Origin of the sequence: Sphingobacterium arenae (assembly GCF_014692505.1) — a bacterium.
GTDB lineage: Bacteria > Bacteroidota > Bacteroidia > Sphingobacteriales > Sphingobacteriaceae > Sphingobacterium > Sphingobacterium arenae.
Window position 1 is genome coordinate 560,698 of the sequence record NZ_JACNYK010000001.1, and the last position, 23,702, is coordinate 584,399.

The window sequence follows — 23,702 nt, forward strand, 5'->3', positions numbered from 1 at the left end:
ATGATTTCTAAACAACAGATAGAGGAGAAATATACAGCCATTTTTGAGCAAGCACCGGCATATGTGGTACGTTCACCAGGAAGAATTAATATCATAGGTGAACATACAGACTATAATGAAGGTTTCGTGCTTCCCACAGCAATCGACAAAGCAATTTATGTAGGAATAGGAAAGCGCGATGACCATATCATCCGTTTGTATGCGGAAGATTTCAAAGAATACTTCGAGCTCGCGTTGGCTGATGTGCATCCCGTAGATAAAGGTTGGCCGAATTATGTACTTGGTGTTGTGCATCAGCTGCAGTTAAGAGGAGCGAATCTGAAAGGATTTGATATGTATATTGATGGCGATGTGCCGCTAGGGGCTGGATTGTCATCTTCTGCCGCATTGGAATGTGCCGTGGGATTTGCACTAAACGTACTTTTTGATCTAGAAATAGGGCGTGTGGATATCGCGAAAATTGGGCAATTGGCAGAGCATACCTATGCGGGTGTGAAATGTGGTATTATGGATCAGTTTGCATCGGTGATGAGTAAAGCAGGTCATGTTGTGAAATTAGATTGTCGTGATCTTTCTTTTTCCTACAAGCCGTTGGAATTAGACGATTATGCTATTTTATTGTTGAATACCAATGTGAAACATTCTTTGGCGTCGTCTGCTTATAATGATCGTCGCGCTTCCTGTGAAGAAGGTGTACGATTGGTGCAGCAAAAATTTCCGGAGGTGAAAAGCCTGCGCGATGTGACGCTGGAGATGTTGGAAGCCCACGTGAGGCCTGTTGATATGGAGGTGTATACGAAATGCCGGTTTGTTGTGGAAGAGAATGAACGATTGCATCAGGCTTGCGACGCATTAGAGCACGGCGATATAGAAACAGTAGGTCGACAGATGTTTAGCGCACATGAAGGATTGAGCAAAGAATATGAAGTAAGCTGTCCCGAACTAGATTTTTTGGTAGACTATGTGAAATCTTTTCCCGAAGTAATAGGTGCTCGAATGATGGGGGGTGGTTTCGGTGGATGTACCATTAATTTAGTGAAAAAATCTTTTCAGGATTTATTAGTAGAACGTTTAGCACCGATTTATAAGGAGGAATTTGATCTGGAATTGACAGCTATTAAAGTTATTCCTTCTAACGGGACGGAATTGCTGTGATAGCGACCGACACACGGATCATCTTTGCTCTTCAGGAAGTAACAACAATACGAGAATAAGGATGATCCTTTTTATTGGGTTGTTCGATACCACATAACGTCAAATGTGTCGGGGTATTCTTCACCCATCAAACGCCGGTAGTTCTCCGTAAAACGCTTATAAAAAAGTGCTGCACGAGGTTCGAGCTTTCCTTTGTACAGTGCGTAAAGACCTTGTTCCAAGGCCGATTCATTGACTGTGTCGATAGTAAGCAAGGCCTCTGCTGCACGAAATAACGACGACCAGTCTTTATCCTCGCGGCTTTTGGTTATACATTTTTGGAATTTTTCAATCAACATACTTTCGATATCATATTTAGACTTATCGAAAATGGGGTCATCCATCCCCAAAAGGAACTCGCCACGTTCTAAAATACGTAAAACCTTTGGAGAAAGAACATCGAGATCCTCGGTAAGAAGTTCCTTCAGTTGCCAATAATCACAATAGCAAGCAGATTCGAATATCACACGGTAATGCCCCTCTTCATAGATTATTTCTATACCATCCAATTCGCTCAATACCTTCCGAAGATTGTTTATGGCTACACCTCGAGACGTCTTTGCCTTATCTTTTGGTTTGTCCGGCCATAGTAAGTGGGTGAGCAGATTAGAACTAATGCCTGTATTATGGCTATGAAACAGAACTAAACAGAAAACCTGTTGCAACCGTGCGCTGAACAAATGGGAAATATCCATTCCTGTTCTATCTACGACCGTGAAATCCCCAAAAAGATAAATACGATTTATCTGTGGTTCTTCAGGCAGCTTTAGCTCGTCGGGTAGTGTTGTAATAGGTTCACCTCGCCTAGGGCGACGATAAACCTTGTATACGAAGATACCGATACAAAGAGCGCTAAACCCCAAGAGGTAGAACTTTATATTTTTCTGTGCACGCGGACCAGGAAAAGCATATAGTTGGGATTCGCTGATGGCCGGAAATTCCAAACTATATACGGTAAGCGTGGATCGGATATCATTGTCTGATTCCTGCACGAGTGCAATCAACTTCTTTAGATGAGGATCAAAATACAGGTTTGCATGGGTACTAATTTTATCGGAATAAATCGGGATGGAGTCTCCCAATTCTTCATATTCGCCGTCATGAATGGCAAATCGACGGAGTTTAATAAAGGAATGTGTTAAATGTTCGGGATACCCGAGCATATAAATCCAGTTGGAGTCGGGAATGACCAATCCTCGGGCAGGTACGAAGAGGTTTTCCTTCCGGTCTACGTCCCATATTTTCGTTGTTCTTCGGGTTGTTGGATCTAATGTATAGAGGTCGTAAAAGTATTTTCGTCCTACTATATGCTGCCCAGATTCGTTACCCATACCCCCAAAAATATAGATTTTCTGATCCACCTGAGACCGACCTGTAGAGGTAAAGTATCGAGGTAGAATAGAATCCCCACGCATGCTCTCTGGTTGGGACCAATTTTTCTCGGTTAAATCATAAAATAGCAAATCGTTACTATAGACCATTTTCCCGTATCCACCAAATAACAGTAATTTTCGGCTATCGGGTAGAAAGTATGAAGCATGGTGATTTAACTCGCGCTGTAAGTAATCACTACTCTCTATTCTCCAGGTAAAATCATGCAGATCTAAACTGACAACCGTGGGCCCCGTATAGGTTTCTTCGTAATAGGTTTCATAGACATACAGCCTGTTTTCTTCGTGATTTATAAAGCAGTTCCCGAGCTTAAACTTCATCGGGCAGGGAGCAGAAAAACGAGTACTACGGGTTACACCGGTTTGAATATCATAGATCTCTACAGAATCTTGGTTCACGTAGTAGATTGATTTTCTTTTTGGATCATAAGCGGCGCCCGAAGGGCTTGAAGAATGCATGACGGTGTGTTTATGCCAATGAAACGCATCGTTCAATAGCCAAGTGCCATTTGTAACCTTTCCCATCACCTCACCGGAAGCATTATGTAGTTTATTTCCTTCGCTTTCCAGTAGCGGGAAGACGATTTCCTTCTCTTTGTTACCGATCCGGAAATTTCGAAGAGAGAACGACGGGACATCAATCATGTAATCGCTACGTCCAAATGTTACGTTCGGAGAATAAGGTGACTCGATAGATACCGTTGCAGACTGTGGTATTTCATTGGCGATCTGAAGCTTGATTTGCCCCTTTTGGAGATCATACTCCATCCGCACCGGAAACCAGTGCCGTTCAATAAGATACTCCAGTGCAATCCGCATGGTAATCAAACTGGTTTTCCCTTCTTCGTTCAGACGAAACACCGCCTGTTCTCCTTCTTTGTCATAATGTAAATTGAAAATAGAGCCTTGGTTTTTCTCTTTAATCCGAACGATATAGCCGATGGTATTATTTTGAGGTAACTGGAGATCAAAGTTAATAGCAAACGCTTGATAAAAAGTAGGTACAGCATCCGAAAAAAATGCGACGGAGGTGCGCCCTTCAATAGGTTCGTCGCTTCCCGTAAACCGTATACCCTGCGCGGAAGCGTCATCCGGGAAAACGAACGAAATCATTAAAATGAAAAGACAAAGAAAAATAGATCGTACTCGGTAAATGCACATGTTGCGGTTTATCTCTGTCATAAATGTGATGTACAGTTTATAACTTTTAGTACAAAGGTAGCTAATATAATATAAAAAAGTTAGGGAAGCATGGAGGAAAAAAGATCGCTAGAAGGTATCGAGGGAGATGAAAATCAAAAATAAAAGGAGGGGTTAATGTTTTTGTTTAGGGTTAAATCTCATTTTTAACCCTAGTTTTAATCCGTGTCTACCTATTTTGGATAGGAAATATGTCGAAAGACTATTTCACCAATTTTAAATTTTGTTATAAACTTACTTAATCGCTAACATGAAGTTTTTCATTATTGCCCTGTACTGTACGATGTTTTGGAGCCTTACTTCGGTAACTGTCGTCCTATCAGGATGTGCCCGAAACTCGTTACCTTCGGAGGTAGAAGGAGAGGAGGAAACGGACGATCCACAAATTATAGCTAGACGGAATCTACAGCGTTCTATCGATTTAATCGACGTAACGATTGACCATTATTTTGATCCAGAGACTTTTGAGATGCGTCGCTTTTACAACCCGTTTACAAATGTTAAATCGGATGAGCGGGCTTCTGTCTGGATGTATACAGCCGGAATTGAAGCAGTCAATGCTGTGCTATCGGCGCTTAAACAGGCCCAAGAAATCGATGGGAACACCTTGTATAAAGATCAGTATGAGCGCTACATAAAACTGTTAGACAATCTGTACGCAAATGCAGATTATTATTTAGGTACTTTTGAACTTATTTCCTATACACAGACGAAGGAATGGTCTGTATACGCTGTTGATCGAGTCAATCAAAAAGGGCAAGCAAATGTTTCCGGTATTCTAAATGTGTATGACGACCAAATGTGGTTAATCCGCGAACTCTTGGACTCCTATAAACTAACAGGCAAAATGGAATACTTAGAAAAAGCCGAGTACTTAACAGCTTACGTGTTGGATGGATGGGATGTGACCCGCGATAGCAATGGAAAAGAAAACGGCGGAATACCCTGGGGACCGGGCTATACGACGAAGCATGCTTGTAGTAATGGACCACTGATCAGTCCATTAGTCTGGTTACATGAAATTTACAAAGATAAGTCTGACAAGATCGAACATCGCTACATAGATGCAGAAAACAAACAAACCCGCCGAACCGAACAGGTGGAAAAGGGAAAATACTATCTTGACTATGCGCGATCTATTTACGAATGGCAGAAAAGTAACCTCCTGAATGCAAGTGGCGTATACACCGATATGATGGGTGGTTGTCTGCCAAACTGTGATATACGTTATGAAGAAGTGGACGGTGTGCGCTATCGAGCAAATACACCATTGACCGAAGCTGTAGGCGAGGCATATACCTATAACAGCGGAACTATGCTGTCAGGCGCAGTGGATCTTTATCGTGTGACGGGAGAGAGAAAGTACGCAACGGATGGTCGGGAGCTAGCTAAAAACAGTTTCAAACAATTTGCTTCTTTGGGAAAGGATATTCCACAATATTACAGCTTCGGAACCGACGGGTTTAGAAATTGGTTTAATGGTATCCTCATGCGCAGCTACCACGAAGCGATTTCGCTTGATCAACAAGTAGAAACCTATCTAACCGCTTTCCAACAAAATTTGGATTATGGTTTTGAACGTTACAATCAGGATGGCTTTCTTCCGACAAACCTATTAAAGGGTTGGGCAGGAGAAAAGAATGGACAGGGAGTAGAAGGGATGTTTATGTTTACATATGCCGCGCAGTATGCTATTTTGGGTGAACATCAATTGACGTCTGATTTGAAAGTTCTCCACTAAAAAAAATTAACTAATCATCATTTTTCCACGTATAAACTAAACCAGCATGAATGTAAACTTTGAAAAACGAAAACTCCTACATGGAATAACCATCTTATTGGTATTCCTGTTGCTGCCAGGGTGGTTGTGGGCGCAAAGTCAGGTTTCTGGCGTTGTGACAAATTCCGCCGGTCAGCCGCTCATTGGCGTATCTATACGCGTCAAAGGTTCATCTCCTCAGCTTGCTACCAGCACCGGTGCGGAAGGACAATATTCTCTACAGGTACCGGAAGGGGCGGTCCTCCGCTATACCTTTGTAGGTTATCGGATGCTAGAGGAAGAAGTGAACAACCGCAGTCGGGTTGATGTCCAATTGGAAGCAGACGATTCCACGCTTGATGAAGTGGTGGTCGTGGGTTACGGGACGCAGAAGAAAGTAACCTTAACTGGAGCGGTATCGGGCGTAAAGGGAACCGAAATGCGAGCGACCAAAAATGAGAATCCACAAAACATGTTGGCAGGCCGTATTGCAGGTGTGCGCGTATGGCAACAAAGTGCAGAACCAGGAGCCTATCGGGCGAATTTTGATATCCGGGGTATGGGAGCGCCACTAGTTATTATCGATGGGGTACCACGTTCTATTGAAGATTTTCAGCGTCTGAACCCGAACGATATCGAGGATATTTCCGTACTTAAGGATGCCTCGGCGTCTATTTACGGCGTACGCTCCGCAAACGGTGTTATGCTCGTAACGACGCGTAAAGGTCGAGAGGGGGCGGTATCTGTGGGCTATAATGGATCTTTTACCTTCCAGAGACCGTCGAATATGCCTTTTCTTGCTGATGCTTTTGAGGCGATGACATTATATAATGAAAAATCAATGAATAATATCAACGGCGGCAACCTAATCTATACCGAAGCGGATTTTGAAGCATTTCGTGATGGTAGCAGACGCTCTTCCGACTGGACTTCGTTAATTTTTTCAGATGTATCTCCTCAGACTTCACATGATCTGAGCATTTCTGGGGGGAGTGCTAAAACCCAATATTATATCGGGGCTGGGTATGCTTCTCAGGAAGGTTTTTTCAAAACAGGTGACCTGAATTATAATAAAGTGAATCTGCGATCCAACATCACAACGGAAATTATCGATGGATTAAAATTTGATATTAATCTGGCTGGAATGGCTGATCAGCAGAACAACCCTTATTCCAGTTCGGTGGATATTATCCGGAACTATTGGCGGCAAGGCATGTTGTTCCCGGCATATGCTGATCCCGAAGAGACTATGCTGAATTATGAAGGGCTGGATCTAGAACAAAACACTGTGGCGATGATAGACTCGGATATTTCGGGTTATCGTAAATATAAAAAGAAAACATTCCAATCTTCTGCGTCACTGAACTACGATTTTGGAACGCTATCCGAATCGTTACAGGGATTTACGGCAAAAGCGTTGATATCCTATGACTATCGTACGGATAACAATAGTATTTTCCGAAAGGAATATGCCCAGTATGCTTTTGACCCGATAACCGATAGTTATCTTCAAAAAAACTATGAATTGAGCAGTCCGAATCGTTTGCGGCGCGAGTTCTATGAAAAACAGCAGATATTAAGTCAAATCACCCTAAACTACGATCGGCTATTTGCGGAAAAACATCAAGTTGGCGTCGTATTGGGGTGGGAAACCCAGAAGAATGATGGTGATAATTTTTATGCGTTGAAGAATCTGGCTTTTCCCTCTGATAAGTTGTTCCTAGGAATGGAAGATGGCCGTATGACCGGTATGTCGGACGCGCTGTCCGACTATTATCAGGAAGCCAAACAAGCGGCACTCGGACGCGTGAATTACGATTACAAAGGACGCTATATTGCAGAATTTCAATTTCGCTACGACGGATCTTCGCGTTTTATTAAAGGAAATCAGTGGGGATTCTTCCCCTCAGGGTCAGCTGCATGGCGTATATCCGAAGAACCTTTTTTCAAGGCAATCGAAGCGCTTAATTTCGTTGACCAATTCAAGCTGCGGGCGAGTTACGGTATTTTAGGTAATGATTTGGACGTTAATAATAATTGGGATTTTGGTTGGATTGGCGGATATGAATATCCCGCAACAAGCAATAATGCTGAAAATGGTTATTATAATCATTACGTGCCGGGCTACGTTTTTGGTGATCAATTTATAACAGCTGTTAGCCGTAAAGCTACTGCTAATCCATATATAACCTGGTTTGAGTCAAAAACTTTCAATGTGGGTGTGGATATGGATGCTTGGAATGGAAAATTCGGTTTTACATTGGATTATTTTGACCGTCGACGCAGTGGACTTTTTCAGCGTCGTACTTCAACCTTTCCTACCGTGATTGGTGGAATACCCCCCTTGGAAAACGTAGACAGCGACCAACACCTAGGTTTAGAGCTTGAACTTCGTCATCGCAATCAGATTGGTGATTTTGGTTACAGTATTAAGACGATCGCCACCGTTACACGAAACAAATACCTTACAGCCGTAGATAAAGGACCGTGGAAAAATTCTTATGATCGCTGGCGGAATGACAACATGAACAACCGCTATCAGGGTATTCAATTTGGTTATGAGTCGGACGGGCGCTTTATGGATTGGAACGATATCCGGACGTATCCGATTTACACCGAACGCGATATGTTGCCGGGCGATTATAAATACATTGACTGGAATGGGGACGGGGAAATCAGTGGTTTGGATGAACATCCCTTTGCATTTGATCAAACTCCTTGGGTAAACTTTAGCGCGAATTTGCAAGCTAATTATAAAAATATCGATCTCTCTATGTTGTTTCAAGGATCCGCACTCGGTTCAATGGAATACAAAGAACCTTTGTATTCCATCTGGGGAACCAACGGGGGTGGGACGTTGACACAGTACCTAGATCGTTGGCATCCGGTAGATCCTACAGCCGATCCGTACGATCCAAGTATCGAATGGGTGCAGGGGTATTATGCCTTTACGGGACGTTATCCGAGAACAAACTCGGAATTCAATCGCGTAAGTACGAACTATCTGCGGTTGAAGAGTTTGGAGCTTGGCTATACATTGCCAACGTTCGACAAACATCCGAATATGCGTTTACGCGTCTTTGCAAATACCTATAACCTTTTTACCATCACCGCGGTGAAGTTCGTAGACCCCGAACATCCTGATGACGATCTGGGACGGATGTATCCCTTGAATAAAACCTATACCATGGGCGTTTCCATGACTTTTTAACGCTTAAATAGAGGAAAGAAAATGAAGAGACAAAGATTTTTAACGATATTGGCAATAGCCGGAGCGGCTTGTATATGCCTAAACGCCTGTGTAGATTTAGATATTACACCCAAAAATGTAGTAGCAGACGAAGAGGTGCTTAGTACGGAAGCAGGTGTAAATATCTATATGGCCCGTATGTATAGCTTGATGCCTTTCGAAGACTTTAAGTATACAGCACAATGGGGCTTTGAAAATAATGGCTGGTTAAACTCCACGGGTATAGAGGGTACAGGCGAAGCTGTTAATAGGGAGGGGCTTTCTGCTGCATTTACCAGTGAACGTACGGCTTACTGGAATAAAGGTTTCGAACTGATCCGAGAGGCGAACTATTTGATAGAGAACCTACCGAACTATCAAGAGAATTTCGGTGAAGAGCTTTACAGTCACTATCTAGGAGAAGCTTATTATATCCGTGGGATGGTATTTTATACGATGGCTAAGCGGTTTGGTGGTATTCCTTTAGTGACTAAAGTTATCCCATATCCTGCTAGTACGGAAGAAATGGAAGTACCGCGATCAAGTGAGGAAGAAACTTGGGATCAGATTTTGACAGATTTTGACAAAGCTGCCTCCTTGATGATGGCAAAATCACCCATGGAAGGGTATGCTAACAAATATGTTGCTCTAGCGTTCAAATCAGAAGCAATGCTTTATGCCGGTAGCGTAGCGAAGTACAATCAAGAAGTATCGGGCCGTTTGACCGGATTAGGACGTAAAACTGGTGTTCGTGTGATTGGGTTTGATGCGGCAACGTGGAAAACAGCTTCTATCCGTTATTTTACAGAATCCTATAAGGCGGCAAGAGAAGTGATGCAAGACGGCGGTTATTCGCTCTATAAAAAGCGGTGGGCTGCGAACGACCCAGAGGCACAATACCAAAATATGGTCGATATGTTTTCCGACTTGAGTAGTCCCGAAAACATCTATGTAAAACAATATATATACCCGACGACCACGCATGCGTTTGATGCCTATAACCTCCCTTTCACTTTTAGAGCTCCCTTATCAAGTGGTACCTGTCCTACATTAGATTTTATCGAGCTTTTTGATGGCTTTGATCGTTATCCGGATGGCAGTATTCGGGTCACGAGTGGGGACCAGAATACCTCAGGAAATTATTTGATGTTTGATAGCCCACTCGATTTTTTTAAAGATGCTGAACCTCGTTTACGAGCTTACGTAATCTTTCCGTTCGATGAGTTCCGAAATCGACAAATTGAAGTGCGTGGAGGTATTTATACAGGTGATACACCGATCAAACCGTTCTTTTCGAATTATGGCTATAATACAGCAGATACCCGCTATCAAAACCTGTCGATCTATAATGGTTCGCCTAAGACACTTTACTTAAGTCCGCGTGAAGGAGGAAGCCAAGAGGTGGTCGACTATAACGGAAGGCAAATGAGAGCAGCAGGTGAAGAAGGCCCATTCTATGACAATGGAGAGGCAACTGTGACCGGGCTTTATTTGCGCAAATGGCTCAATACTGATCCAAATGCGGAAGGAGGAGAAGGGAAGTCTGCTCAACCATTTGTTCTCATGCGTTATGCTGATGTACTATTGAATGCGGCGGAATCAGCAGTGGAACTTGAACTGGCTGGAGCAAATTCTCCTGACGGTAGTAATCTTATGCAAACTGCTACGGATGCTGTAAACGAAATTCGGGAAAGAGCTGGTGCTGTATTGTTGCAGGGAACACTCACAAGCGACATCAACGGACGCAATGTCGTGCGTAAGGAGCGCCGAAAGGAACTAGCCTTTGAACATAAGTCGAAATGGGATATACGGCGTTGGCGTGTAGCACATTACGAAGGAAGAGATGGCTTTTGGGGAGAAACGCGTGATAAAAACAAGTTCAGCAATAATGAAAACTACCGCTTCCGCGGTCTTTATCCGTTCTTTTCGACAAAAACAGGCAAATATTTCTTTGACGCCCGTTTCCAGTGGGTAGCATCAAAAACTTATGGATACACGCCTTTGAATTATTATTTTGAAATACCCGGGGGGGAAGTGGCCAAAAGTAATGTTATTGATCAACAACCGAATAGATAAGGATTTAGATAAAAGAAATAATTAGATGAAAAAGATAATACAGAGTGGGCTGTTATGCCTTGTTTGGCTAATAAGCTCGTGTAGCCTATTTGAAACAGATAATTTCGAAGCACCAGACGTTACACTTGAAGGGCAGGTTGTCGATGTATTGACCGGAAAGCCTGTGTTTACCGACCAGGGATCGGAAGGAATTCGCGTTCGTCTGACGGAATTGAGCTGGGGAGATAATGTAGAGCATAACCCAGATTTTTACTGCATGCCCGATGGAACCTTCCGAAATACGAAACTTTTTAAAGGCAACTACCATATCACCGTTGACGGCCCTTTTATACCGTTGTTACGCAGAGATCCCAATGGTAAAGAACTGGCTGACGAAAGCTTGATCATGGATTTAGAAAGTAGCCATCAGGTTAAATTTGAGGTGCAGCCCTTTTTGCATGTAGAATGGGTGGGAGAGCCTACGGTCGATGATGGTAAAGTCACCGCACAGGTGAAAGTCTCTCGGGCTGTAAGTCCGGAAGACTTCAGAACGAAAGTAGAACCCATGGGGGGCTATAGTGATGATTTTCTAAACGTGACAGATATTCAATTTTTCGTAAGCTATTCCTCCAGTGTGGGTTACCGCGCCCGCGACGAACGTTGGTCGAGTCGTCTAGATTACGCAGGTAACTCATTTGATAACTTATTTGGTGAAGCGATTACGCTTGAATCGAATGGTACCATTCCTACTGGCCGAACTGTATTTGTCCGGGCGGCTGCTAGGATAAATTATGACACACCCACAGGTAGTGGAACAAAACGTTGGAACTATAGTGAAGCCAAAGAAGTATTGATTAACTAATGAACAGGTTGAAAATTTAAAGGATGATCATGGTAAATTGGAGAATATTAATTGGGATGGGATGCTTGCTAGGACTCAACGGCACGATTGTCGCCCAAAAAACGACAGATCAAGTTAAAACCACTTTTCAGACCTCTCGAGAATGGCGCCCTACATTCGATAACCGTGCGGACGCGGTGATGATTTATGGCGTAGGCGGAAATCCTTCGGATAAACATAAAAGGTTACCGTTTAACGAGCGGGTGAAATCTTGGAAAGACAGGGGTTATACAATTCATTTTATGACCGGAATTGCCTGGGGCGAATACCAAGATTATTTTACCGGTCAATGGGATGGTGAATGGCATCTGGACGAGGGGCAGGTTACCCGGCAGCAGGATACGATCTGGCATGGCCATATGGTTCCTTATATTGTGCCGACAGACAACTTCCTTGCGTATTTGAAAGAAAAGCACGTGAAGCCTGTCATCGATGCGGGGATCGACGCTATATTTATGGAAGAGCCGGAATTCTGGGCACGGGCAGGCTATAGCGAATCGTTCAAAAAGGAATGGAAGAAATATTATGGCTTTGATTGGCGCCCACAACACGAATCTCCAGAGAATACCTATCTTTCTAATAAGCTCAAATATCACCTCTACTATAAGGCGTTGAATGAGGTGTTTACGTTTGCTAAGGAGTACGGTAAATCGAAAGGCATGGATGTGAAATGTTACGTTCCCACACATTCACTCGTCAATTATGCCCAATGGATGATCGTTTCTCCCGAGGCTAGCTTGGCATCCTTGCCGGTAGTAGATGGTTATATCGCACAAGTGTGGACAGGTACCTCGCGAGAGCCCAATCACTTTAATGGAAAAGAAAAGGAGCGGGTCTTTGAAACAGCCTATTTAGAATATGGTTCGATGGAGTCTATGACCGCTCCTACTGGCAGGAAGATGTTTTTTCTGACGGATCCAATTGAAGACCGTGCCAAGGATTGGGTAGATTATAAAACGAATTATCAAGCTACATTTGTCGCGCAATTGCTCTATCCGAATATTGCCGACTATGAGATCATGCCTTGGCCCGAACGGATTTACGAAGGGTTGTACCGGACCAACTCGAACAGTGATCAAAAAGAACGTATCCCGCGTCATTATTCCACGCAGATGCAGGTTATGATCAATTCATTAAACCAGATGCCATGGAGCGAGAATAAACTTTCCGGAAGCGAAGGAATTTCGGTGTTGATGGCGAATTCATTGATGTTTCAACGTTTCCCCACGCACGACGGGTACGATGACCCACAGTTGGCAAACTTTTATGGTCTTGCCCTCCCTTTTCTAAAACGCGGTGTACCTGTGAAGACTGTGCATATCGAGAACTTAGGGTATAAAGAGGCTCTGGCGGATACCAAAGTGTTGCTCATGACCTATTCCAATATGAAACCGCTTGATTCAATTGCCCATGAGCAACTGGCCGAATGGGTGAAGTCTGGTGGACAATTGATTTATAGCGGAACCGACAGCGATCCATTCCAAAGCGTTCAAGAATGGTGGAACACGGCGAGCCATACGTATAAGGTCCCGGCTGATCATCTTTTCGAGAAAATGCGCATTCCGTCGGGAGCAGATGGCGGCATATATACCTATGGTAAAGGAACCGTACAGATTATAAGGGTGGATCCAAAAGATTATACCGTTAAAATAAACAACAGCCAACAGCTGATTCAGGCAGCACAGGAGCGATACCGAGCTGCTCAGGGTAGACCGTTGGTCTTCAAAAACAACTTTTACCTGCAGCGCGGTCCATTTGAGTTGGTGGCCGTGATGGATGAAAGTGTCAGCGAAGAAAACCACACGATTCGTGGTACGTTGATCGATCTATTTGATCCAAAACTACCCGTATATAACACCCGATCTATTGCACCCGGTGAGCAGGGCTATTTCTTAAACGTGGATTTGATTGAGGAAAAGCAAAAACCACAAGTTTTAGCTGCAGCTAGTCGTGTTTACGATGAAAAAATTACGGCGTCCAGTTATACTTACGTGGCAAAAAGCCCGATAGAGACCACCAATGCCTCTAGGATACTTCTTCCCAAGCCACCGACAAGCGTGAAAGTCCAAGGAAAAGAGGTGTTCGACACACGGAATTGGCATGGGGAGTCAAAGACTTATTTGTTGGGATTTGAAAACGACCCGGACGGCGTCGAAGTAACATTTGTATGGTAGAAATTAAATAAATAATCTTTAAATAACATGCATGAAATGTCCACGACTACCAACCATAAACATCGATGAATTTATGCTGGATATTCCAAATGGCCATAAAAAAATAAAATACAAACACATATGAAACAACATTCTTTTTTCCTGTTAATTCTATTATGGACGGCGAGCCTTCCGAAAATCTTTGCACAATCACCCGATCCTGTCGATTACGTAAATCCATTGGTAGGGACCTTATCTAAATATGAGCTTTCAACAGGGAATACCTATCCCGCTATCGCCCGCCCTTGGGGTATGAACTTCTGGACACCACAGACCGGTAATATGGGAGACGGATGGATATATACCTATACTGCAGACAAAATTAAAGGTTTTAAACAGACACACCAGCCGAGTCCGTGGAACAACGATTACGGACAATTTTCGTTGATGCCTATAACCGGACAACCGGTGTTTGATCAGGGTGCTCGGGCGAGTTGGTTCTCTCATAAGGCCGAAATCGCAAAGCCATACTATTATAGCGTATTCCTTGCGGATCACGACGTTAAAACAGAATTCAGTCCATCACAACGTGCTGTCGTGTTCAAGTTTACCTTTCCAAAAACCGATAGTGCGTATGTTGTCATCGACGCTTTTGATAAAGGTTCTTTTGTCAAGCTTATTCCGGAAGAAAATAAGATTATTGGCTATAACACCCGTAATAGTGGTGGAACACCAGAAAACTTTAAGAATTATTTTGTAATTGAATTTGACCAGCCGATGGACAGCCATTTCGTTGTGGACAATGGAAAAATGAATGCCAAGGGTTTAGAAGTTACGACGGATCATGCGGGTGCAATTATAGGCTTCAAAGGGTTGAAAAGGGGACAGCAGGTGACCGCTCGCGTAGCGTCTTCGTTTATCAGTTTTGAACAAGCATCGTTGAATCTAGATGAGGTGCGTGGGAAATCCTTAGAGGAAGTTGCTAGTGAAGGACGTAACCAATGGAATGAAGTGCTCGGCCGGATCCGTATCAAAGATCAGGATATCGATCGCCTCCGCACCTTTTACTCCTGTTTGTACCGCTCTACACTCTTCCCGCGAGATCTTTCGGAAATAGACGCCGCAGGAAACCGTGTGCACTATAGCCCCTATAACGGACAAGTATTACCGGGAGAGATGTTCACCGATACCGGGTTTTGGGATACGTTTCGTAGTCTTTTTCCGTTATTGAACCTGCTTTATCCATCCATGAACGATCGCATGCAGGAAGGGCTGGTGAACGCGTATAAAGAGAGTGGCTTTCTACCGGAATGGGCGTCTCCCGGACATCGTGCTTCCATGATCGGAAATAATTCTGCTTCTGTAGTAGCAGATGCGTATCTCACCGGACGAAAAGGTTACGATCCATTGGTATTATGGGAAGCGGTCCAATGGGGAGCGAATAACGTGCACCCAAAGAATACCTCCACCGGACGGTATGGACATGAACTTTATAACAAGTTAGGCTATATACCCGCTGATGCCGGTATTTCGCAGAATGCTGCCCGGACATTAGAATATGCTTACAACGATTGGTGTATATATCAGTTTGGCAAGGCTTTGGGACGACCGGATGCAGAAACCAGCGTATACGCCAAAAGAGCGCTAAACTACAAAAATCTCTACGACCCTTCCACAAAGCTTATGCGCGGAAAGAATAAGAATGGGTCCTTTATCGCAAATTTTGAACCAAGCGCCTGGTCTGAGGAATTTACCGAAGGTAATTCATGGCATTGGAGCTTCTGTGTATTTCATGATCCACAAGGGTTGATCGACTTAATGGGGGGCAATGAGGCTTTTACCGGCATGTTAGATACCGTCTTTTTGGTGCCTAGTTTGGAGGGGATGAAAAGTCGAGGCATGATCCATGAAATGCGGGAAATGCAGATTATGAATATGGGACAATACGCACATGGCAATCAACCTATACAACATATGCCTTACCTTTACAACTATTCCGCTTCGCCATGGAAGGCGCAGTATTGGGTTCGGCAGATCATGGATAAACTCTACTCTGCAGCAGCAGACGGTTATTGTGGCGACGAAGACAACGGGCAGACTTCAGCTTGGTATGTATTTTCTGCTGTGGGTTTCTATCCGGTCGCACCAGGATCCGGCGAATATGTACTGGGATCACCACAGTTTGACGAAGTAACACTACAGCTGGAGAACGGAAAAAAGATAACAATCTCCGCAGAAAATCAATCAAAAGAAAATGTATACGTTGATCAGCTGCGTGTAAACGGCAAGAACTATACACACAATTTCTTGCGTATAGCCGATTTATATAAAGGTGCTCAGCTAAAATTCAGCATGTCCGCACAACCCAATCTATCCCGAGGGATAGCACATGGAGATAAGCCGTATTCGTTTTCTGACGAATTAGGGGATAAAGAGTAATATTGTAAACCAAATAGAATAGTATGATAGGCGTTCGAAACTTTATAAAAAATGGAAAACACATGGGCATAGGGCTATTTGTTTTCGTCTTATGCATATTAACAACTTACGGACAAGTTGATCAAGTTCGGAAAGCTCCGGCCTATCCCTTGATTACACATAATCCGAATTTCAGTATCTGGTCGACTAGTGATCTTCTGACAGATAAAGTCACGGAGCACTGGACCGGTGCAGCACACGGTTTGACTGGCTATCTTGAAGTCGACGGTACACTGTACCGTTTCATGGGCAAGGAGAAGCTCCGTTACACCTCGATAATAGCCGAGGACGAAAAGGCCAGTATTCGGTATGTAGAGCAGCCGCAAAACGAAGCTTGGCAATTGCCAGACTTTGAAGATTCAGATTGGAAAGACGGCGTATTGCCTGTATCCGATGATAAATCAGTAGCGGGTACATTTTGGGCATCTGACAATATTTGGGTAAGGCGGGAGTTCTCGCTGGATAAGATAAATGACAACGAGCCGCTATTCCTGAAATTGCATCATGATGATAACATTGAAGTGTATCTAAACGGGACGCTTGTGTTTAAAAGAGACGGTTGGAACCATCGTTTCGATTATTTCGATATTTCGTCTAAAGCGAAAGGGCTTCTACGCAAAGGGCAAAATGTGCTTGCGGTTCACCTGAAAAATACGGCAGGTGGTCGCTTTTTAGATTTTGATTTAGTAAACAGTATGCCGTCTGATAAGGCGGAGGTATCCATTGCGGAACAAACATCGGTGGCGATAGAGGCTACACAAACAGCGTATACATTTGACGCCGGTGCAGTAGCGCTGAAGGTTACCTTTACTTCACCCTTATTGATGGATGATCTTGATCTTCTTGCGCGCCCCGTTTCCTATGTCTCTTATGAGGTGACAGCAAAGGATGGAAAGAAACATGATGTTAAGATACATCAGGAAGTATCTTCTGATATAGCGGTTTATATGCCCGACCAGCAAGAGGTAGAAGGGCAAGCCTATCAAGACGGAAAGCTCTCCATATTGAAAGTGGGTACCGTTGAGCAACCTGTATTGCAAAAGGGAGCCGACGATATGCGTATAGATTGGGGGTATTTATATGTGGCTGCTCCATCCGGAAACGATGTTAGGCAATTTTTGTCCGGGGGTAACGATCAGAAAAATGAGAATTCAAACCGAGGAAAATCGCTATCGTTGCATACCGAAATTTCTTTAGGTGCTGTCGGTTCCACTCCAGTACAGCGTTTCCTAACTATTGGGTATGATGAAATATATGCCATTCAGTATTTCCATACGGATTTACGTCCTTGGTGGAACAAAAATGGAAACCATTCTTTCGAAACACAGCTACATGCTGCGGTAAAAGATTATGAAAAACTGATGCAGCAGTGTGCTGATTTTGACAGAACCCTTAGAATGCATACGGATGAAGCAGGTGGAAAACAATACACCCACCTCTGTGTTTTAGCATACCGACAGAGTATTGCAGCCCATACCCTGGTTGAAGGACCGGAAAAAGAAGTACTGTGGCTTTCCAAGGAAAATAACAGCGGAGGATTTATTAATACGGTAGATGTGACCTATCCCTCGTCACCGCTATACTTAAAATATAACCCTGTCTTGCTACAAGGGATGCTCAATGGTATTTTCTATTTCAGTGAGAGTGGAAAATACCCACACCCTTGGGCGGCGCACGACCTCGGTACCTATCCTTTAGCTAATGGGCAGACGTATGGAGAGCCTATGCCGGTAGAAGAGTCCGGGAATATGTTGATTATGACGGCCGCAATAGCCCGCGCGCAGGGAAATGCGCGGTATGCAGAAAAACATTGGAAGACTCTAACCACGTGGGCTGATTATTTAGTGAAAGAAGGGTTGGATCCGAAAACCCAGCTCTGTACAGACGATTTCGCGGGTCATCTTGCGCGGAACGCCAATCTTTCGTTGAAAGCAATTATGGGAATAGCGAGTTATGCCCAGCTGGCAGAAATGTTAGGAAAAAAAGAAATTGCCAATCGTTACCGAAAGATTGCAGAGGACATGGTACCCCAATGGATGAACTTAGCAGACGGTGGCGATCACTATGCACTAACGTTCGATGACCCAAACACCTGGAGTCAAAAATATAATCTCATTTGGGATAAGGTTTTGGATTTTAATCTGTTTCCCAAAGAAGTGGCTACGAAAGAGATCGCTTATTATCTGCCACGGATGAATCGCTTTGGTCTGCCTCTTGATAGCCGTAAAAATTATACGAAGAACGACTGGATTATTTGGACGGCGACATTAACGGACAACCAGACCACTTTTGAAAAGTTTATCGATCCGTTATACCGCTTTGTACTCGAGGCTCCTACGCGTGTACCGCTGAATGATTTCTATGATAGTACGACCGGTATTCGCGAAAATTTTAAAGCGAGAAGTGTGGTTGGCGGGTTCTACATGAAGCTACTCGCCGACGAATGGACGCGGTAATGATCGTTTTGATTAGACATTGAGACGATTTGGTGCTATTTTGAATTAAAAGGTCAAGGTTTTATTTTCTTTATATTGCATTTTTGAAATATAAACCGGGAAATCAAAATAGAAACAATAATGAAGCGATTTTTTGCATTTGCATGTTTAGTCACAACGAGCTGCTTCGCTGTTCAGGCGCAAGATTGGAAGCCAGCAGGCGACAAAATTTTAACTACTTGGGGGGAACATCTGGATCCGGAGAATCCGCATCCAGAATACCCTAGACCACAATTGGAACGCAAGGAGAATTGGAAAACGTTAAACGGATTATGGAAATATACCATTGTCGATAAATCCATTTCTGAAAAACCAACATCTTGGGAAGGAGATATATTGGTTCCGTTTGCTGTTGAATCAGCCCTATCTGGTGTAGGGAAGGAGGTCGGAAAAGACAAAGCTTTATGGTATAGTAGAACGATCTCCGTACCTAAAACCTTTCGTAAAGGACGTGCTTTGCTACATTTTGGTGCAGTAGACTGGCAGTGTGACGTATACGTTAATGGGCAGCATATCGGTCAACACGAGGGCGGTTTCGATCCATTTTCTTTCGATATTACCTCCGCTTTAAAGAAGGGAACCGAACAAGAAGTGGTGGTGCGCGTCTGGGATCCAACCAGTGACGGTCCGCAACCGCGTGGAAAGCAGATCAATAATCCACATGGGATTTGGTATACGCCGGTAACGGGCATATGGCAGACCGTTTGGTTAGAAAATGTGCCCGAGAGCTATATAGTTAACACAAAGCAGACACCAGACGTTGATCAGTCCTTACTGCATTTTTCGGCCGAAGTCGCGGAAGCAAAAGAGGGAGATCAACTGCTCGTGGAAGTTTATGACGGCGCGCAGAAGATTGCAGAACAACAATTTGCTGCAAACCAAGCGTTAGCTTTGTCCTTGAAGAACCCTATGCTATGGAACCCGGACAATCCGAAACTTTATGATTTGGATATCAAGCTGGTGCGTAAGGGTAAGGTAATCGACCAAGTTAAAAGCTATTTCGCTATGCGAAAAATAAGTGTAAAAACAGGTAATGATGGTATTCAGCGCATGTATTTGAATGATGAGTTTGTGTTTCATTATGGGCCGTTAGATCAAGGCTGGTGGCCAGATGGACTACATACTCCGCCGAGCGATGAAGCGTTGAAATTTGATGTTGTCAAAACGAAGGAAATGGGGTTCAACATGATCCGTAAGCATATCAAAGTGGAACAAGCCCGCTGGTATCGTCACTGTGACAGCATTGGCATTTTGGTGTGGCAGGACATGCCGAGTGGAGATCTTGGCGAAAATATCTGGGACATGCAGCCCGGTAAAATTTCCAACGGTATACACGATAAGAACAGGACATCCGAATCGGAAGCAATTTATAAAAAGGAATGGAAGGCTATAATGGATGCATTACATAACTTTCCGAGCATCGTCGTTTGGGTACCTTTCAATGAGGCCTGGGGGCAGTTTAAAACGAAAGAGATTACAGAATGGACCATGAATTATGACCCATCTCGGTTAGTGAATAGTGCTAGTGGTGGTAACTTTGCCTATATCGGACATATATTGGATATCCACAATTACCCCGGTGCGGCTATGCCCGATCCGAATCTTTTCGGTGACAAATTTGTATTGGCTTTGGGCGAGTTTGGCGGACTGGGATTACCGGTAGAAGGCCACACTTGGCAGGAAAAAGACAACTGGGGTTATCAATCGTTTAAAAACAAAGAAGAGCTTAAAAAGCGTTATCAGGAATTGGTAACAGATTTGAACGCGTTAGTCAAGCGTGGTTTGTCTGCAGGCGTTTATACCCAAACAACGGATGTGGAGGTAGAAACCAACGGGTTAATGACGTATGATAGGAAAGTGATTAAAATTCCAGAAGCAGAGCTTAAAAAGATGCACGAAGTGTTATACCAACATGTTGTCCAGTAATAATGTGTTAAGATAACCTCAATGATGAATGTCGTTATCAAAAGTATATTCCTAATTGGGTTCCTAATGCAAACCCTTACTTCTTGGAGTCAGGAACAACCCCATATTATCGTGATTTTAACCGATGATATGGGGTTTAGTGATATCGGTGCATTTGGCGGAAATTTCGTTCCGACTCCTCGGCTTGACCAGTTTGCGTTAGAAGGTAGCCGGTTCACCCAATACTATAGTGCATCCCCGATTTGCAGCCCTTCGCGCACGAGTATTCTCACCGGTATGTTCCCGGCAGAATGGAATTTTACTACCTTTTTAAACAACAGACGGAGCAACGAACTGGCGGAGCAGGCCAACTATCTACATGTACACGCACCTTCTATCGCTAAGATCCTGAAAGGTGCAGGCTATACAACGGCACATTTTGGGAAATGGCATATGGGCGGCGGAAGGGATATAAAAAATGCGCCAAAATTTAAGAAATATGGTTTTGATGAGCACGCCAGCACCTATGAAAGCCCAGAGCCGGATCCGGTATTGACAGCTACCGACTGGATATGGTCCGACGTAGATAGCGTAAAGCGTTGGGATAGGACAGCTTACTTCGTGGATAAAACGCTTGACTTTTTGCGTCGGCATCAGGGCACACCCTGTTTTGTGAATTTATGGCCCGACGATATGCACGATCCTTGGGTGCCTGAAGAGAACCGGCGGCAGTCGGGTCAGTTTCCGATGAACCCTAAGGAAGAGGCCGCATTCAAACTCGTGTTGGCCGAGTTTGATAAACAAATGGGCAGGCTCTTCGACGGACTGCGTGAACTAGGTATCGCCGAGAATACCGTGGTCATCTTCACCAGTGACAACGGTGCATTGCCGAGTTTCAAGGGCAGTCGAAACGGAGGCCTTCGCGGCACGAAGCTTTCGCTGTACGAAGGTGGTATACGAATGCCGTTCATTGTGCGTTGGCCAGGCCAAGTGCCTGCAGGCGCAACAGACAGTGTTTCGGTATTGAATTCGACAGATTTGGTGCCGACACTAGCCCACATCGCAACTGCCGAGATACCCGCCAATTACAAAGGTGATGGTGAAGATCGCAAGTCCGTTTGGTTAGGAACACCAGCGCCGCGTACTAAAGATATGTATTGGGAATATGGTAGGAATGATTATGCGTTTAATTTCCCACGTGGTAGAGACCGAAGTCCCAATCTGGCTATCCGGTCGGGGAAATGGAAGCTGCTTATGGATAACCACAAAAATAATCCCGAATTGTATAATATGGAGATGGATCGCTATGAAACGAGGAATGTAGCCGACGCGCATCCGGATATTGTCAAGGAGCTGCGGACGAAGCTGATTACTTGGCGTACTTACTTGCCGGAATTGACGACCGGTCGGGCAAATCCACCGGTTGATTGAGTATAGCTGATGAATAGGAGAACTTATCTTTTAATAGCGGCGTCGATGGTACTGTCTCTTCTTGTGAGTGCACAAGAGAAGAAGCCTAATATCCTGTTTATTCTCGTCGATGACCTGCGTCCGGCAATAGGGGCGTACGGAGATCCTGTCGCAATCACACCGAACATCGACAAGCTGGCTGCACAAGGATTCCGGTTTGAGCGAGCGTATTCCAATCAAGCCGTTTGCGCGCCCTCGCGGTTTAATCTGCTGTTGGGTAGCAGGTCTACCTCGTCGGGAATTTACGGATTCGGACAAAATTTTCGGGACTATTATCCAGATGCCGTGACCCTGCCGCAATATTTTAAGCAACACGGTTATCACACCGAATCAATGGGTAAGGTCTTTCATATTGGCCATGGTACTTACGCGGATGACCTATCTTGGAGCGTGCCACACCACAAGGAGTTGGTCATCGAGTACGTTGATCCGACCAGTAAAGCGTTGGGGTTCACGCGTGAAGAAGCGCTCTTTTCGAATCAGGACGCTCGTGGATTGCCTCGGGGGCGCGCCTGGGAGTTACCTGATGTTGCCGACGATGCCTATGCGGATGGTCGTGTCGCGAAGCGGGCGGTTAATCGCCTTCGGGAATTAAAATCGCAACCGGATCAACCGTTTTTCTTGGCCGTAGGTTTCGCCCGGCCGCATCTACCATTTTCTGTGCCTAAAAAGTACTGGGCGCTGTATGATGAACCGAATTTACCATTACCTACACATCGTGTGCGACCGGAAGGGGCGCCTCCATATGCCGTGAAATACGGTGTGGAAATCGATCAGTATACTCCCATTCCGACCCATGTTACAGAAGCTGCCTTTCCGGATAGTCTTAGCCGTAAATTGATACACGGCTATTATGCCGGTGTGAGTTATGTGGATACCCAGATTGGCAAGGTGCTGGAAGAACTTAGTGCGCTTGGTCTCGATGAAAATACGATTGTCGTGCTCTGGGGCGACCACGGCTATATGCTGGGTGATATGGGCATGTGGACGAAGCACGTCAATTATGAGTTGGCGAATCATATACCCTTAATTATTTCTGCACCAGGCTTGGTACAGGCAGGTACCCATACCGCGCAGCTCACCGAGACGGTCGACATTTACCCCACGTTGGTGGAACTCGCCGGATTGCCGGTTCCGCAGGTGCCGCAACCCGTTGATGGGTTAAGTATGGTGCCTGTACTCCAGGATCCGGAAGTCCGGGTCCGGGATCATGCCTACCACAGTTTTCCGAGAGGAGGACGGTTGGGGCGGGCTATCCGTACCGATCGCTATCGTATGGTGGAATGGAAGAAAATCGGCGATACCACGGGAAACGCGGAATATGAGTTGTACGATTATCAGCATGGGTCGCGCGAAGTCAAGAATATTGCCGCAGAACATCAGGAGGTGCTCCGGGAGCTTCAGACCATTCTGGGACGGCATCCGGCACCGATGCCAGGGCGTGTTCCATCATCTCGATAACCCTTTTGTTA

General features: G+C 44.6%; 12 protein-coding genes. 11 read left to right on the plus strand and 1 reads right to left on the minus strand.

Translation table 11 applies throughout. The annotated features are described in order from the left end of the window. Nucleotides 1–1,155 (plus strand): galactokinase, encoded by a 1,155-nt coding sequence (galK, locus tag H8B17_RS02390; protein WP_190307562.1) that lies wholly within the window; start codon nt 1–3, stop codon nt 1,153–1,155. A gap of 71 nt (nt 1,156–1,226) precedes the next feature. Here galK and H8B17_RS02395 read toward each other — a convergent pair whose 3' ends face one another. Continuing rightward, nucleotides 1,227–3,698 carry a Kelch repeat-containing protein gene (locus H8B17_RS02395; protein ID WP_190307563.1) on the minus strand — a complete coding sequence of 824 codons (2,472 nt, stop codon included), beginning with the start codon at nt 3,696–3,698 and terminating at the stop codon, nt 1,227–1,229. 337 nt (nt 3,699–4,035) lie between these two features. Between H8B17_RS02395 and H8B17_RS02400 the strand changes: the two genes are divergently transcribed. From H8B17_RS02400 to H8B17_RS02445, 10 genes are all read left to right on the plus strand, one after another. After that, nucleotides 4,036–5,526, plus strand: coding sequence for a glycoside hydrolase family 76 protein (locus H8B17_RS02400; protein ID WP_190307564.1), 1,491 nt, complete (start codon nt 4,036–4,038; stop codon nt 5,524–5,526). Between the two features lie 46 nt (nt 5,527–5,572). Further along, complete coding sequence (locus tag H8B17_RS02405) at nt 5,573–8,755, plus strand: SusC/RagA family TonB-linked outer membrane protein (RefSeq protein WP_190307565.1); 3,183 nt, start codon at nt 5,573–5,575, stop codon at nt 8,753–8,755. Nucleotides 8,756–8,776: 21 nt separating this feature from the next. Then, complete coding sequence (locus H8B17_RS02410; RefSeq protein WP_190307566.1) at nt 8,777–10,849, plus strand: RagB/SusD family nutrient uptake outer membrane protein; 2,073 nt, start codon at nt 8,777–8,779, stop codon at nt 10,847–10,849. Nucleotides 10,850–10,874: 25 nt separating this feature from the next. Continuing rightward, nucleotides 10,875–11,690 carry a DUF3823 domain-containing protein gene (locus H8B17_RS02415; protein WP_190307567.1) on the plus strand — a complete coding sequence of 272 codons (816 nt, stop codon included), beginning with the start codon at nt 10,875–10,877 and terminating at the stop codon, nt 11,688–11,690. Between the two features lie 29 nt (nt 11,691–11,719). Continuing rightward, nucleotides 11,720–13,903, plus strand: coding sequence for a hypothetical protein (locus tag H8B17_RS02420; RefSeq protein ID WP_190307568.1), 2,184 nt, complete (start codon nt 11,720–11,722; stop codon nt 13,901–13,903). A gap of 120 nt (nt 13,904–14,023) precedes the next feature. Then, entirely contained in the window at nt 14,024–16,321 is a 2,298-nt protein-coding gene (locus H8B17_RS02425; RefSeq protein WP_190307569.1) for a GH92 family glycosyl hydrolase, read from the plus strand. Between the two features lie 62 nt (nt 16,322–16,383). After that, nucleotides 16,384–18,816, plus strand: coding sequence for a glutaminase family protein (locus tag H8B17_RS02430; protein WP_190307570.1), 2,433 nt, complete (start codon nt 16,384–16,386; stop codon nt 18,814–18,816). 120 nt (nt 18,817–18,936) lie between these two features. Then, nucleotides 18,937–20,781, plus strand: coding sequence for a glycoside hydrolase family 2 protein (locus H8B17_RS02435; RefSeq protein WP_190307571.1), 1,845 nt, complete (start codon nt 18,937–18,939; stop codon nt 20,779–20,781). A gap of 21 nt (nt 20,782–20,802) precedes the next feature. After that, nucleotides 20,803–22,191, plus strand: coding sequence for a sulfatase family protein (locus H8B17_RS02440; protein WP_223816310.1), 1,389 nt, complete (start codon nt 20,803–20,805; stop codon nt 22,189–22,191). A 9-nt stretch (nt 22,192–22,200) separates the two neighbouring features. Continuing rightward, on the plus strand, nt 22,201–23,691 hold the full coding sequence (locus tag H8B17_RS02445; RefSeq protein WP_190307572.1) for a sulfatase: 1,491 nt from the start codon (nt 22,201–22,203) through the stop codon (nt 23,689–23,691). Nucleotides 23,692–23,702: the final 11 nt, after the last annotated feature.